Annotated in this window: 16 protein-coding genes; 15 read left to right on the forward strand and 1 reads right to left on the reverse strand. The window is 46.2% G+C overall.

The features are described from left to right. Window positions 1-24 precede the first annotated feature (24 nt). From M2277_RS12960 to M2277_RS12985, 6 genes are all read left to right on the forward strand, one after another. Window positions 25-1,029, forward strand: coding sequence for a phage lytic cycle repressor MrpR family protein (locus tag M2277_RS12960; RefSeq protein WP_280754895.1), 1,005 nt, complete (start codon window positions 25-27; stop codon window positions 1,027-1,029). Between the two features lie 146 nt (window positions 1,030-1,175). Further along, window positions 1,176-1,556 carry a hypothetical protein gene (locus tag M2277_RS12965; RefSeq protein WP_280754896.1) on the forward strand — a complete coding sequence of 127 codons (381 nt, stop codon included), beginning with the start codon at window positions 1,176-1,178 and terminating at the stop codon, window positions 1,554-1,556. Between the two features lie 251 nt (window positions 1,557-1,807). Then, the gene (locus tag M2277_RS12970; RefSeq protein WP_280754897.1) at window positions 1,808-2,182 is read left to right on the forward strand and encodes a hypothetical protein; all 375 of its coding nucleotides are present in this window, start codon (window positions 1,808-1,810) and stop codon (window positions 2,180-2,182) included. Between the two features lie 55 nt (window positions 2,183-2,237). Beyond that, a complete protein-coding gene (locus tag M2277_RS12975; protein ID WP_280754898.1) occupies window positions 2,238-2,537 on the forward strand; it encodes a hypothetical protein in 300 nt (99 codons plus the stop codon). Between the two features lie 3 nt (window positions 2,538-2,540). Then, window positions 2,541-2,690 carry a hypothetical protein gene (locus M2277_RS12980; protein ID WP_280754899.1) on the forward strand — a complete coding sequence of 50 codons (150 nt, stop codon included), beginning with the start codon at window positions 2,541-2,543 and terminating at the stop codon, window positions 2,688-2,690. A 675-nt stretch (window positions 2,691-3,365) separates the two neighbouring features. Then, window positions 3,366-4,751 (forward strand): MATE family efflux transporter, encoded by a 1,386-nt coding sequence (locus M2277_RS12985; RefSeq protein WP_006209595.1) that lies wholly within the window; start codon window positions 3,366-3,368, stop codon window positions 4,749-4,751. An 85-nt stretch (window positions 4,752-4,836) separates the two neighbouring features. Here the strand turns inward: M2277_RS12985 and M2277_RS12990 are convergent, their stop codons facing one another. Next, window positions 4,837-6,489 (reverse strand): FAD-dependent oxidoreductase, encoded by a 1,653-nt coding sequence (locus M2277_RS12990; RefSeq protein WP_280754900.1) that lies wholly within the window; start codon window positions 6,487-6,489, stop codon window positions 4,837-4,839. 261 nt (window positions 6,490-6,750) lie between these two features. Here M2277_RS12990 and M2277_RS12995 point away from each other — a divergent pair, with 261 nt between their 5' ends. From M2277_RS12995 to shc, 9 genes are all read left to right on the forward strand, one after another. Further along, window positions 6,751-7,011, forward strand: coding sequence for a metal-sensitive transcriptional regulator (locus M2277_RS12995; protein WP_006209596.1), 261 nt, complete (start codon window positions 6,751-6,753; stop codon window positions 7,009-7,011). A gap of 131 nt (window positions 7,012-7,142) precedes the next feature. Further along, on the forward strand, window positions 7,143-7,370 hold the full coding sequence (locus M2277_RS13000) for a sulfurtransferase TusA family protein (protein WP_006209597.1): 228 nt from the start codon (window positions 7,143-7,145) through the stop codon (window positions 7,368-7,370). Between the two features lie 72 nt (window positions 7,371-7,442). Further along, window positions 7,443-7,928 (forward strand): DsrE/DsrF/DrsH-like family protein, encoded by a 486-nt coding sequence (locus M2277_RS13005; RefSeq protein ID WP_036637495.1) that lies wholly within the window; start codon window positions 7,443-7,445, stop codon window positions 7,926-7,928. A gap of 44 nt (window positions 7,929-7,972) precedes the next feature. Then, window positions 7,973-8,332 (forward strand): rhodanese-like domain-containing protein, encoded by a 360-nt coding sequence (locus M2277_RS13010; RefSeq protein ID WP_280754931.1) that lies wholly within the window; start codon window positions 7,973-7,975, stop codon window positions 8,330-8,332. A 31-nt stretch (window positions 8,333-8,363) separates the two neighbouring features. Further along, complete coding sequence (locus tag M2277_RS13015; protein ID WP_063479220.1) at window positions 8,364-8,660, forward strand: rhodanese-like domain-containing protein; 297 nt, start codon at window positions 8,364-8,366, stop codon at window positions 8,658-8,660. 104 nt (window positions 8,661-8,764) lie between these two features. Beyond that, window positions 8,765-9,340, forward strand: coding sequence for a sulfurtransferase TusA family protein (locus tag M2277_RS13020; RefSeq protein ID WP_280754901.1), 576 nt, complete (start codon window positions 8,765-8,767; stop codon window positions 9,338-9,340). 112 nt (window positions 9,341-9,452) lie between these two features. Beyond that, complete coding sequence (locus M2277_RS13025) at window positions 9,453-10,580, forward strand: MBL fold metallo-hydrolase (RefSeq protein WP_280754902.1); 1,128 nt, start codon at window positions 9,453-9,455, stop codon at window positions 10,578-10,580. A gap of 160 nt (window positions 10,581-10,740) precedes the next feature. Continuing rightward, window positions 10,741-11,523 (forward strand): sulfite exporter TauE/SafE family protein, encoded by a 783-nt coding sequence (locus M2277_RS13030; protein ID WP_280754932.1) that lies wholly within the window; start codon window positions 10,741-10,743, stop codon window positions 11,521-11,523. 124 nt (window positions 11,524-11,647) lie between these two features. Next, window positions 11,648-13,573: a squalene--hopene cyclase gene (shc, locus tag M2277_RS13035; RefSeq protein WP_280754903.1), complete on the forward strand. Its 1,926-nt coding sequence runs from the start codon at window positions 11,648-11,650 to the stop codon at window positions 13,571-13,573. Window positions 13,574-13,639 lie beyond the last annotated feature (66 nt).

Raw genomic sequence — 13,639 nt, forward strand, 5'->3', positions numbered from 1 at the left:
AATTGTTGATAAGAGGGTGACGAAGTGTCTAATAAAATATACGAAAGCGGCTTCTATAACGAAGAACAGAAGTTAATGTTTCTAAAAGGATTAAAATCAAACACTTTATCTACCTTCTCGAGAGTTTTAAACAGAGCGAAAATGTTGGAGGAGCAATTCAAAAAAGATCTTTATGATTTTAATATCTATGAAATCGAACGGCTGATTAGTTATCTAAATCCGAAAACTATGAATTCTGTTTTATCATCTGCTTCCATTATTCAAAACTATATTCGCTGGGCGATAGAAGAAGATTTAAGGATAAATAATCTAAATCCGTTAGATGCTATTTTTGGGCAAGAATATTATTCCAAGTTTGTGGATAAAACGAACAAAATGATTTTTTCCAAGGAAGAAATTGATGATATTACAGGGGGGTTAGTCAACTTTCAGGATTCCGCGATCATTCAATCGATATTCGAAGGGATATTAGGGAAGGGGTATAGTGAAGTACTTAATTTAACCATTCATGATATTAATCAGGAGGATTCAAGTGTATTATTGAGAAATAATAGGGATCAGATTTCATTTTCCGAACGAACATTGGAATTGACCCAGGAACTCGTAATAATGTTAAATAATGCTTTTCAAGAAGAGATATATTATAAAAACAACGGAAATCCGGCAGCGAATATTAAAGCACCAACCTCCAAATTAGTGAGAAATGAATACATATTTCGTAGTGCCATATTAAATACAAAGGCTAATGGTAAGGCAGACTCGCATTTGATCCTCAGAAGATTGAAAAAAATTGGAGAGTGGTATCAACAGCCGTTCCTAACGGCTATTAACATACGAAACTCTGGTATGGTGTATATGGCCCACCAATTGAGAAGAAGAACAGGAAAGTTTGATAAAGAAACGTTTGATATTGTATGTGATCGATTTAATATTTCCAAAATCAAAAACAGCAGTGACTATAATGCATCAAGAATACGTAATGATTTTTTGAATATTGATAAAATAATAGAAGTTTATGGCGAAGAATAAGTGTAAAGAGCTTATTCTTTTTTTATGCTTATTTAAACCGAGTGGGATCATTATCCTCCTTAGTTTCAAAGATACTATAATGAAGGAGTTGTTGTTTGTTCGCAATAACAAACAAGAACAAAATCATGAGGGGGCGTGTATTTAAAATGAAATCGATCGTTGTAATAAGGAGAGAGGGAAAGGTACTCCATGATCAAGCGCAGTGGCTGAGCATTGAAGATATTAATTTTACGGAACCGGAAAAAATCAGGGGAAAGATTCGAACGGTCCTACATACAGACAAGGGTCAGTTTGTATATTGTACGACAAATGATCAGATTGTGGAGTTAATATCGCAGGAAGCCGGATTTTTTGTTACAGATCGAGGTAGAATGGCTAATCTCAGTAAGGATATAGTGATTGATTATGATGCGCGTAAAATCTTCTATCGGCAATGTAAAAGCTTTGTAACTATAGCAGCGTCCAAACTGAAAATTCTAAAACAGTATATGCGCAATTACAGAATGATCAATAAAGAAAATATATAAAAATAAGCTTGGCAAATTTATCTTGTTTCATAAAGAGATTCATCGTATAATAAAAAAATAAGAACAAACGTTCGCTAAAATATATGCTATCGACAATTATCGACACTATTAATTACTTTTATTTCCAAATCATGCCAAGTCAAGCATAATTCAAGGGCAATGTAATTCGGTTGTCTTAATTTACCAACCGCTTTAATATGAACTTAACAGAGTTATTACTATGACAACATGATGATTGAAGGAGAATATATATGAATGATGATTTATTAATAAAATTACAAATAAGTCCGGCTGCTATAGAATTGATATCGATGATTAATTTCTTATTTGCACTTGAGGATGAAAAGATAAGCTTATTTAATGATTGTGCTGGGGAAGATGGCAGGGAGATTAATAGATATATTAACAATAAACGAAGGGAAATTATCTCAAATCGACTATATACAATGGATGAATTTATGAGAGATTGGCAAATGAATCAGAAATCGGCTTTGGAGAGACTATTTCAAGAACCACTCACTGATGTGAAATTGGCAAAGCTAAAGGTTAAAGATCCTATACTTATTTTCAAGTTACATAGTACCCAGCCGCATATGAGATTTATGAAATTTATTATGATCGTATGATCTATACGGGCCTTCATTAAGGCTCGAAGAACAAATACATAATAGGGGATAGCATATGAGATTCACAGTTGTATCACTAGGGATGTGCACGATATTAGCTTTGTCGTTGTTAGAGGCTCAACGATTGAATAAGCAGGAACAACTGCAACTTGAGGACTACAATGAATTTAAAAATAAAAATAATGAAAAACAGAAAAATAAATATAATCCGAATAAGAGAGGACTTGAGCGAGCGGAACATTATTTATTATTCACATTGACCGCATACACCAACGGACCTGAATCAACAGGAAAAAGTCCGGGTGATCACGCTTACGGATCATACAGTAATATAAAGAAGAAAGAGGATGATTAACAGATGACTAAGATAAATATGATATTATTCAGAGAATTACTCGATCTATATGAACAAGAGGATCTCATGTTTAGTGAGAAATTAGAGTTGCGGGATAAACTTCAAGACTTTCTTGATGATATCGAGAAGAAAATCGATGAGCATTATATTTAATCCTTTATATAATAAAAATAATAACAGAGGTATTTAATAATGAGACTGAGAGAAACGTTGGATATTGACAAGGCAAGATATATTCTTGTCCGTGAAAACAAATTCCTCAATCGGGGTTGTCATGTGTATGAAGGCAAGATGTATAAAATAGAACGGAATTTTTCAAACACACTCTTTCACAGTGGTGAAGCCTACATAGTGGATGAAGATGGAAGGGAAAACGAAGCCGTTTTCTTGGTATGCAGGTCACAACTCTATATGTGATGATGTATAACGTTTCATTGGCGCATTACTTCATAATGACAAATAAAGTTGATACATACATAATACCACCAAAGATACCACCTCCTACGCACTAACGGAGGGTGCACCCTCTTCTGCTGCGTTATATAGGATTACAACCTGCAGGCTCTTGGGAAGCTCCGTATATCAGCGGTTTACGGTCTTTTGCTGTGGCGCACATCCGTTGACAGGACTCGGGTCTGGTGATATCCTCCAATCAAAGACGGGGTTTATCCGGGATCAAATGAATTCATCCGTATCTGTCCCCTTGGCGAGGGAGTGAGCTCTCCCATGAGGAACAGTTGCGGCGGCATTTTCTATATACCGTTAGCCTGAAGCTCTTCGTATGAAGAGTTTTTTCTTTATATTACAGCGAAAAGAATGTGATGACAGATGCTGGTTCGATTACGAACCCAAATGAACGGCTTGCTTCAAAGAAATTTATCCGGGGAGTCGATGGATTACCGACAGATCTTGGCTCTGTTCTTCCCGATTCTGATCGATCAGGCGTTTATTATTGGCTTGAATTTGGTCAATACGGCCATGATCAGCTCATCGGGGGTAGCGGCTGTCAGCGCCGTGAACATGGTGGATTCCCTGAATATATTCCTGATCAATGTGTTTGTGGCGGTGGCCACCGGGGGAACCGTCGTGGTGGCGCAGTATAAGGGAAGCGGCAATGCCCTGATGGTATCAAGGGCTTCCGCGGCTACGGTAACTTCGGTTGCGATGATTGCGTTAGGGATTGCACTGTTGATTATTGGGCTTCACCAGCCTGTTCTGAATCTGCTATTTGGCTCAGCCTCACCTGAAGTGCTTGAGAGTGCGCGAATTTATCTGATCGGAAGCAGCACCTCCTTCATCGGGATTGCAGTGGTGCAGGCGGTTTGCGGTGCACTGCGGGGGATCGGCAAGACCCGGGCGTCGCTTGCGTTGTCGTTAATCATGAACCTGCTCTACGTTCTGCTTAACATCGTATTCATCACGCTCCTGAATATGGGCGTTATGGGGATGACGCTGGCCGTGAACATCGCCCGCTTTGCCGGTGCAGCCTGCGCACTGTACTACCTGTTCAGAGTAGACGCAACGCTCCATATCCGCCTGCGCGACCTGTTTCATTTTCCAATATCCATGCTGCGCAAGATTATGTTTATCGGGCTCCCGTTCGCTGCGGAGCAGATGTTTTTTAACGGGGGGAAATTGTTAACCCAAGTATTTATCGTTAGCCTGGGTACTTACGCAATCGCAACGAACGCCATCGGTTCTTCGCTTGCCGCGGTATTCCAAATTCCAGCGAGTGCATTGTCCTTAACGATCGTAACCGTGGTAGGTCAGTGCATCGGTCGTGGAAATATTGCGGATGCCCGCAAATTCATCAGATCCTTTTTATGGCTGGGCGCATTTTCGCTCGCCCTTATGGGACTGATTCTCATGCCCCTGTACAGGCCGCTGGTGGGATTGTTCAACCCGCCTCCGGAGATTGTGAACGATCTGTTTGTCGTACTGCTGATTAATACGCTGGTACAGGTGCCGTTATGGTCGGTTAGTTTTATACTGCCATCGGCGCTTCGGGCAGCGGGCGACTCCAAATTCACTTCGATTACGTCGATGCTGACCATGTGGTTGTTCCGGGTCATTCTCGGATATATTATGGGGATTGTCCTAGGCTATGGCATTCTCGGCGTATGGCTTGCGATGAATTGCGAATGGGGTGTGCGGGGAGCTATCTTCCTCTGGCGATTCCGTGGAAAGAAATGGTATGCGCATAAGTTAATTTAGGTGATTCTATATGCTTGTTAAGGAAAAAGCCCCGAAACCGGGGCTTTTTACATATTCTTTCATAGCCGGACCAAGACGGGCCCGGTTAGGATGACTTATAAACCGAAGCGTACGTTTTCCAGCCGCCGTCCAGGTTTTTTACACGGAAGCCATGCTCAGTCAGTATGCGTGCTGCCAAATAGCCGCGCAGCCCTACCTGGCAGGTTACATACAAGGTTTCGTTCTGCGGCAGATCTTTCAAACGGCTGCGCAGGTCGTTCAGCGGGATGTTGATGGAGCCTTCAATATAACCTGCTTCCCGCTCGCTGGGTTCACGCACGTCAATTAAGGTGGCGCCGCTTGAGACCAAGTCGTTCATTTCAAACCATTGTACGGTTTCAACCAACCCATCCAGTATGTTGGATGCAACATATCCGGCGTAATGGATGGGGTCCTTGGCAGAGGAATAGGGGGGAGCGTACGCAAGCTCCACCTCCGTCAGATCCCACACGTTGAGGTTGCCCTTGATCGCTGTAGCAATCACATCGATTCGTTTATCCACCCCATCTGCCCCAACCGCCTGTGCGCCGTAGATTTGTCCGCTTTCCGGATGGAACAGCAGCTTCAACGAGATTGGATACGCCCCGGGGTAATATCCGGCATGAGACAAAGGATGAATGTGGATGGCCTGATAAGGGATATTCATCTGCTTGAGTCGTTTCTCATTGGAACCCGTAGCCGCTACCGTCAGTTCAAAGACTTTGGCAATCGAGGAGCCAAGGGTGCCCTTATAACTGCTGCTTTTCCCATAGATACGGTCTGCGACAAGGCGTCCCTGCTTGTTGGCAGGTCCTGCGAGAGGAATGATGGCAGGGCTTTGGTGAATGTAATCATTCACCTCAATGGCATCACCGATGGCATAGATATGGGGATCGGACGTTTGCATATGGGCATTCACACGAATGCCGCCGCGTTCATTGACTTGCAGACCTGCTTCAACAGCCAGCACATTCTCGGGACGAACGCCAATAGACAGGAGTGTCATATCGGTGGACACAAGCTGACCGCTGGAAAGCTCGATCCGGCTCCCTCCATCGTGAAAGGCTCGAACACCATCTTCCAGAATTAAACGGACCCCTTGTTCCGTCAGATGTGAATGTACGATGGAGGCCATCTCGTAGTCTAGAGGAGCCATGACCTGGTTAGCCATTTCAATGAGTGTTACCTGAATACCATGTTCGGCCAGGTTCTCAGCCATCTCAAGACCTATAAATCCACCCCCAACGACAACGGCCTCCTTCGGCTTTTCTTTCTCTATATATTGTTTGATCCGGTCGGTATCCGGGATATTGCGCAGTGTGAATACGTTGCGGGATTCCGACAGGCCGGGGATATCCGGCACGATGGGCTTCGCCCCAGGCGAGAGAATCAGATAATCGTAACTTTCGGTATAGATATCCCCGGTTCTAAGGTTCTTAATGGTAACCTGCTTCTCTTGCCGCTGAATGGACGTAACCTCGCTTAAATTCCGTATATCCAATTGATACCGGCTGCTGAGACCAGGTACGGTTTGAACCAACAGCTTACTGCGTTCCTGAATCGTTTCTCCTATATAATATGGCAGCCCACAGTTGGCAAACGAAATATATTCTCCCCGTTCCACTAAAATAATACTCGAACTCTCGTCCAGTCTCCGCAGCCTGGCAGCTGCCGAAGCTCCTCCGGCTACACCGCCGACAATGATGATTTTGTTGCCCATAGTATATTCCTCCCTATATTGGTGGATATTATGAATGGTTTTTTATATACCCTACGGGGTATCATAGCATAGAGCAGACATGAAATGTGTGACAAAAATCAAAAAGGGGATAAGTTCAATGGATTCCAAATGAAACTTCATCATGAAGATGGAGATATCCCTACACTTGACACTATACCCTTATGGGTATATATTTGATGTCATGTAAAACGATAAGAATTATAGGGTAATTAAATTCGTATACAGACAGGAGGATTTGAGATGAATTACAATGATCAGATGAAAAATCGGATGAAGCGCATTGAGGGTCAGCTGCGGGGCATTCTGAAGATGATGGAGGAGGACAAGGATTGCAAGGATGTGATTACCCAGCTATCGGCAGCGCGGACGGCGATTGATCGTACGATTGGCGTCGTAGTCAGCTCAAACCTTGTGGAATGTGTACAGAAAGCCGAAGAAAGCGGACAAGATACAGAAAAGCTTGTGGTTGAAGCGGTGAACCTGCTCGTACGAAGCAGATAACCGCCGTTGTTTTTTGTTGGAGCAGCAGGTTGAGACCCGATCGCAGGGTTGACACACCGTCCATAACCGGATAATATACCCCTATGGGTATTAAAATAGATCTTTTTCATTACGTGTAAGGAGGAATCATGATGAACGTGGATAAAGTATTGGATGCCACAGGTTTGGCATGTCCCATGCCGATCGTGAAAACGAAGCAGGAGATGAAGGGAATGGAAGCAGGCCAGGTGCTGGAGATTCATACAACGGATCCAGGCGCAAAGAGCGATTTGACGGCATGGGCCAAGTCGACTGGCAACGAATTGCTGGAACTTCAAGAGGACGGCGATGTGTTGAAATTTTGGATTAAGAAGGGATAATTTTTTTTGAGTTTTAATATACCCATAGGGGTATGTAGAAATGCAGTATGAATTACAAGGGGAGATCACGAGGTGACAGAAGCCAAAAAGACAACGATTGTTCTATTCAGCGGTGATTACGACAAGGCGATGGCTGCTTACATTATTGCGAATGGTGCCGCCGCCTACGATCATGAGGTCACGATATTTCACACCTTCTGGGGGTTGAACGCTCTTCGCAAGGATGAGGAGGTTTTACTGCCCAAGAAAAAGAGTTTTATGGAGAAAATGTTCGGAAAAATGATGCCGCGCGGGGCAGATAACATGGGACTCTCCAGAATGAATTTTGCGGGGATGGGTCCGAAAATGATTAAAGACGTTATCAAGAAGCACAATGCTGTTCCGCTGCCGCAGTTGATTGAACTGGCTAAGGAGCAAGACGTGAAGCTGGTTGCATGCACGATGACGATGGATCTTCTTGGTTTGCAAAAAGAGGAGCTGTTTGAGGATATTGAATATGCGGGTGTAGCCGGTTATCTGGGTGATGCCCAGGATGGCAACGTAAACTTGTTCATTTAATGAGCGATGGGCGATTGTACCTCAATATCAAGGGGGAATTCATGATGAATATGTTAAATATCGTGTTCATTGCACTTATTATTTTATTTATCCTATGGAGAATTCTTCCGGCGAAGGGAGTCAGGCAGATTACGGCAGCCCAGCTCAAGGATGAACTGGCGGATCGGAACAAACAATTCATCGACGTCCGTTCACCGCGTGAATTCAAGGCAAATCATATTCGAGGCTTTCGCAATATTCCGCTGGATCAGCTTCGGTTTAGCAGTGACTCACTTTTGAAGGATCAGGAAGTGGTATTGATCTGTCAGAGCGGCATGAGAAGCAGTAAGGCGGGTACATTGTTGAAGAAATCGGGTTTTGAGAAGGTAACGAATGTCAAAGGCGGTATGAGTACGTGGTCCTGAATATTAATATGAAGAGGGAGTGTATACAGGTATGAGAGAGATTTCTCCTAAAGAAGTAGAGAAGAAGCTGGAAGAGGGAACAATCCTGCATATTATCGATGTGCGAGAGACGGAAGAAGTCGCAGAAGGAAAAATTCCAGGCGCAGTCAACATTCCACTTGGTTTGGTTGAATTTCGTAAGCAGGATTTGGATCAGTCGAAGGAGTACATTGTGGTATGCCGATCCGGCGGTCGCAGCGGTAAGGCGACGGAATACTTGGAGGGTCAGGGCTATCAAGTCATCAATATGACGGGCGGCATGCTCGCATGGGAAGGCAAGACCGAGTAGGCTGGTTTTCGGTAAAACCGTAACAGGTGTGTTTGCCGCACCTTTTTTTTGGAATGAAACATACCCGGGGTGGTATAAAAAATAGAGTGGAGGCTCGAAACGATATGGCCGGAATTGATTCCAATGTAAAGCTTGACGCGAAGGGGCTGGCTTGCCCGATGCCCATCGTTCGTACGAAAAAAGTGATGAAGGAACTTGAAGGTGGCCAAGTGCTGGAGGTTGAGGCGACTGACAAAGGGTCCAAGGCCGACCTGAAAGCGTGGGCGGAAAGCTCGGGACACCATTATCTTGGAACGATTGAAGAGGGTGACGTGCTGAAGCATTACCTGCGCAAGTCTTCAGGGGAGGAGTCGGCGGAACGATCCTACCCGCATGTGGCTACTAATGCGCAATTGGAAGAGAAGCTGCAATCCGGCGCATCGGTCGTGATTCTCGATGTGAGGGAAACGGCGGAATTTGCCTTCAAGCATATTCCGAATGCAGTGTCCATTCCGCTTGGCGAGCTGGATCAGCGATTGAATGAACTGAATCGGCAGGACTTCTTTTACGTTATCTGCCGCACGGGAACCCGCAGCGATATGGCGGCGCAAAAGCTTGCCGCAAGCGGATTTACAAGTGTACTAAACGTAGTGCCGGGAATGAGCGGCTGGAGCGGAGCAACGAAGGGCTTGGACGAATAAGCTGATGGATCACAGGGTGCTGGGTGCCTATGCAAGACTGACGGTTTGATAGGGCGTAGGATATGCAGGTTGATGGCGCGAGGCATTATAAATCTACGGGAGGAATTTCAACATGACAGTACGAGAAATGCAAGCACAAGAACTTGCCATGAAGGCAATTCATAAAGAAAGTCAGTTCATTCTGGATGTTCGCAATCCTTCGGATTTTGAAGAGTGGAAGATTGAAGGTGAACAATTGAAGCATCTGAATATACCCTACTTTGATCTGATCGACGGGGTAGAGGATATTCTGGATCAGATTCCGTCAGATCAAGAGGTGCTCGTGGTATGCGCCAAGGAAGGCTCCTCGGTAATGGTGGCTGAGATGCTGGCCGAGCATGGCCGGAATGTGGCTTACCTGAAGGGCGGCATGAAAGCGTGGAGTGAACATCTGGTTCCGCTGAAGGTTGGAAACCTCGCAGACGGCGGTGAGCTCTATCAGTTTGTTCGGATAGGAAAAGGGTGTTTGTCTTATATGGCGGTATCGAACGGTGAGGCTGCTTTGTTTGATCCGACCCGTATGACCGAGGTTTATCTTGAATTCGCTCGAAGCATCAATGCTGAAATCAGGCATGTGCTGGATACCCATCTGCATGCCGACCATATTTCCGGGGGACGAATGATGGCAGAGCAAACGGGTGCAGCATACTGGCTTCCTCCGAAAGACGCTGCTGAGGTCGTGTTTGAGTACAAACCGCTGCAGGATGGAGAAAAGGTAAGAATCGGCAGCACCACCATCAGCATCGAAGCGCTCTATTCTCCGGGTCACACCATCGGTTCCACTTCGTTTGTCATCGATGATCAGTACCTGCTGACAGGCGATATTCTGTTTATCGATTCCATTGGTCGCCCGGACTTGGCCGGCTTGGCAGAGGACTGGGTTGGCGATTTGCGAGAAACCCTTTATGCCCGTTACGCCGAATTATCGGATGATCTGACCGTGCTGCCATCCCACTTTATGATCATGGACGAGCTGAACGAGGATGGGACGGTTGCGAAGAAACTGGGCGATTTGTACCGGGATAACCACGGCCTGAATATGTCCGATGAAGCAGAATTTCGAACAATGGTAACGAAGAATTTGCCTCCGCAGCCGAACAGCTATCAAGAAATTCGTCAAACAAACATGGGGAAAATACTGCCGGACACCGACAAGCAGCGTGAGATGGAGATCGGGCCTAACCGCTGTGCGGTACGCTGATCTGGATGGATCGTCATTCGTTTGAACGACTCCATATTCAGAGTGATGAGGGATGATCACTTCATGACTCGATCAAGTAAACTTGATGAATGAACACAGATGGATGGGGAAAGGGAACCGGCACTGGTTCCCATTTCCTAAGATATAAGGGGGCATCATGATGGAACTGAGCGCAATCTTCATCACCACCATATTTTTCATTGGATTCATTGGCTCGTTTATTTCAGGCATGGTCGGTATCGGCGGCTCGATTATCAAATATCCGATGCTGCTGTACATTCCGCCGTTGTTCGGGCTAGCGGCATTTACGGCGCATGAAGTGTCCGGAATCAGTGCTGTACAGGTGTTTTTTGCAACCATCGGCGGGGTGTGGGCATACCGCAAAGGCGGTTATTTAAACAAAACGCTCATTATCTATATGGGCTCAGCCATATTGCTGGGCAGCTTCCTCGGCGGTTTCGGCTCCAACATGATGAGTGAAGACGGCATCAATCTCATCTATGGAATCCTGGCACTCATTGCCGCCGTGATGATGTTCATTCCGAACAAAGGAGTGGACGATATACCGCTTGATCAGGTTACGTTTAACAAGTGGCTCGCCGCTGTGCTCGCGCTTATCGTCGGAATTGGAGCCGGGATCGTCGGAGCAGCCGGAGCTTTCCTTCTCGTACCGATTATGCTGGTTGTGCTGAAAATTCCAACCCGGATGACTATCGCCACTTCTCTCGCAATCACATTCATCTCTTCGATCGGCTCGGCAATAGGCAAGTTGACAACAGGACAGGTGGATTATGTTCCTGCACTCATCATGGTGATTGCCAGCCTGATTGCTTCTCCTTTGGGCGCTTCGGCAGGCAAGAAGATGAATACCAAGGTACTGCAGATCATTCTAGCCGTGTTAATCCTGGCGACGGCCATCAAAATTTGGCTGGACATTTTATGATAGGCAGACCCTGGTCTCTATGGAGATTCATGATCGTTTCTGACGTTCCTTAAGCGGCACATCATTTCCTTATTCCTGCACTCATATAATGTTCATCATGAGGCTACGATGGAGGTACGAGAACATGAATGATGTACAGAGCGCGGTAGAAGAGGAAATAAGCAAGCTGACTGATTTTTTCATACAGCGGCAGCATCAAGACGGGTCCTGGCATTTTTGCTTTGAGAACGGGATTACGCTGGATGCCTATGTCATAATCCTCTTTCGAATATTGGAGATTCAGAATGAAGAGCTTATCAGAGAATTGCATGATCGCATCCTTGCAGAGCAGCAGCCGGAAGGCTGTTGGCGCTGGTATCACGACGAAGAAGGAGGCAGCTTATCGGCTACTATTGATGCCTATTATGGGCTGCTCTACTCCGGATTCAGCAAATGGTCCGACGAACACATGGAACATACCAGACGATACATTCAATCGCAAGGCGGGCTGGGTAAATCCAAGAGCGTTTTGACAAAAGCGATCCTGGCTGCAACGGGCCAGCGAAAGTGGCCGGCGTCCATATCGCTCATACCGCTGGAGATCATTCTGTTTCCTGCCTATCTGCCCATCAATCTATATGAATTCTCAGGGTACTCCCGCATTCATCTCATTCCCATGCTGATTATGGCCGACAGGAATTTCTCCATATCTACGGAGACGGCTCCCGATTTGTCCGATCTGAACGATTCCCGCGATGATGACGATGATTCGTTACCCCAGGAAAATCGGGAGATTGGGGAAAGCATACGTATGGGCCTCAGCAGACTTCTCGGAACTCCTCGTTTCATCCATGAAGCCGCCTCAACCAAGGGCGAGAAGTTCATGCTGGATCGGATCGAATCGGACGGCACCCTCTATAGTTATGCGAGCAGCACCATTCTTATGGTATTTGCCCTGCTTGCACTGGGCTATGATAAACGGCATCCCATCCTCATGAATGCGGTTCAAGGGCTGACCGCGCTGCAGTACCGCGTGGACGGCAAGGTCACGATTCAGAATTCGCCCTCGACGATTTGGGACACGGCTTTGATTTTGTATGCGCTGCAGGAGTCCGGCGTCGACGGGGATCAACAGACGACACAGCGGGCAGCAGCCTATCTCTTATCCAGACAACAGGATAAAACGGCGGATTGGAGCATTCATAACCGGGATACGGTTCCCGGCGGATGGGGCTTCTCCGAGACCAATACCTTGAATCCTGATGTGGATGACACGACTGCTGCTTTAAGAGCGATCCACTCGTTGTCGCATACCACGCCCATTTATCAGCATTCAACCAATCGGGGACTGAACTGGGTGTTATCGATGCAAAATAAAGATGGCGGATGGCCCGCCTTCGAAAAAAACACCGATAAGGAAATGCTGACGTGGCTGGCGATAGACGGTGCGAAATCCGCGGCCATTGACCCCTCCGGGGCCGACCTTACCGGACGCACGCTTGAATATCTCGGAAACTTTTGCGGATTCGGCATGAAGCATGATTTTATCAAACGAGGAACCGAATGGCTTATCACTCATCAGGAAAAAAACGGCTCATGGTATGGAAGATGGGGGATCTGTTACATTTACGGCACCTGGGCAGCATTGACAGGTTTAGAGGCTGCCGGTCTGCCGGCGGACCATTCGGCGATTCAAAGAGGAGCCGCATGGCTTCTTGAGATTCAGAATCCGGACGGGGGCTGGGGTGAATCCTGCACCAGCGACCAGGTGATGCAATACATGCCTCTAGGCCACAGCACGGCATCCCAAACCGCTTGGGCACTCGATGCACTCATAGCGGTTCAGTCAGAGCCGTCCACTGCCGTTAACAGAGGGATAAACAGGCTCATCGAATTGCTTCATGAAGACGACTGGACGGCCTCCTATCCGATGGGTGCCGGGCTTCCGGGCAGCTTCTATACTCACTATCACAGCTATCGGTACATATGGCCGCTCTTGACTTTAAGCCATTACAAGAAGAAATACGGGGTCATGAGGGGGCTCGCTGCAACCCTGCCTCAGCCATGGTAATATGGTATTAGACTCGATTGGTACAGGGCTGGTACAGATTCAGGCTCGAGGATAAAGTGAACTTAC

Origin of the sequence: Paenibacillus sp. LBL (assembly GCF_029893715.1) — a bacterium.
Lineage (GTDB): Bacteria > Bacillota > Bacilli > Paenibacillales > Paenibacillaceae > Paenibacillus_AQ > Paenibacillus_AQ glucanolyticus.

Excerpts from the sequence above, each read along its gene's own strand:
- M2277_RS13010 (WP_280754931.1), top strand. The coding sequence starts at position 7,973 with ATGAATATGTTAAATATCGTGTTCATTGCACTTATTATTTTATTTATC.
- M2277_RS13025 (WP_280754902.1), top strand. The coding sequence starts at position 9,453 with ATGACAGTACGAGAAATGCAAGCACAAGAACTTGCCATGAAGGCAATT.
- M2277_RS13030 (WP_280754932.1), top strand. The coding sequence starts at position 10,741 with ATGGAACTGAGCGCAATCTTCATCACCACCATATTTTTCATTGGATTC.
- M2277_RS12990 (WP_280754900.1), bottom strand. The coding sequence starts at position 6,489 with ATGGGCAACAAAATCATCATTGTCGGCGGTGTAGCCGGAGGAGCTTCG.
- M2277_RS12985 (WP_006209595.1), top strand. The coding sequence starts at position 3,366 with ATGCTGGTTCGATTACGAACCCAAATGAACGGCTTGCTTCAAAGAAAT.
- M2277_RS12970 (WP_280754897.1), top strand. The coding sequence starts at position 1,808 with ATGAATGATGATTTATTAATAAAATTACAAATAAGTCCGGCTGCTATA.
- M2277_RS12975 (WP_280754898.1), top strand. The coding sequence starts at position 2,238 with ATGAGATTCACAGTTGTATCACTAGGGATGTGCACGATATTAGCTTTG.
- M2277_RS13015 (WP_063479220.1), top strand. The coding sequence starts at position 8,364 with ATGAGAGAGATTTCTCCTAAAGAAGTAGAGAAGAAGCTGGAAGAGGGA.
- M2277_RS13020 (WP_280754901.1), top strand. The coding sequence starts at position 8,765 with ATGGCCGGAATTGATTCCAATGTAAAGCTTGACGCGAAGGGGCTGGCT.
- M2277_RS13000 (WP_006209597.1), top strand. The coding sequence starts at position 7,143 with ATGAACGTGGATAAAGTATTGGATGCCACAGGTTTGGCATGTCCCATG.
- M2277_RS12980 (WP_280754899.1), top strand. The coding sequence starts at position 2,541 with ATGACTAAGATAAATATGATATTATTCAGAGAATTACTCGATCTATAT.
- shc (WP_280754903.1), top strand. The coding sequence starts at position 11,648 with ATGAATGATGTACAGAGCGCGGTAGAAGAGGAAATAAGCAAGCTGACT.
- M2277_RS12995 (WP_006209596.1), top strand. The coding sequence starts at position 6,751 with ATGAATTACAATGATCAGATGAAAAATCGGATGAAGCGCATTGAGGGT.
- M2277_RS12965 (WP_280754896.1), top strand. The coding sequence starts at position 1,176 with ATGAAATCGATCGTTGTAATAAGGAGAGAGGGAAAGGTACTCCATGAT.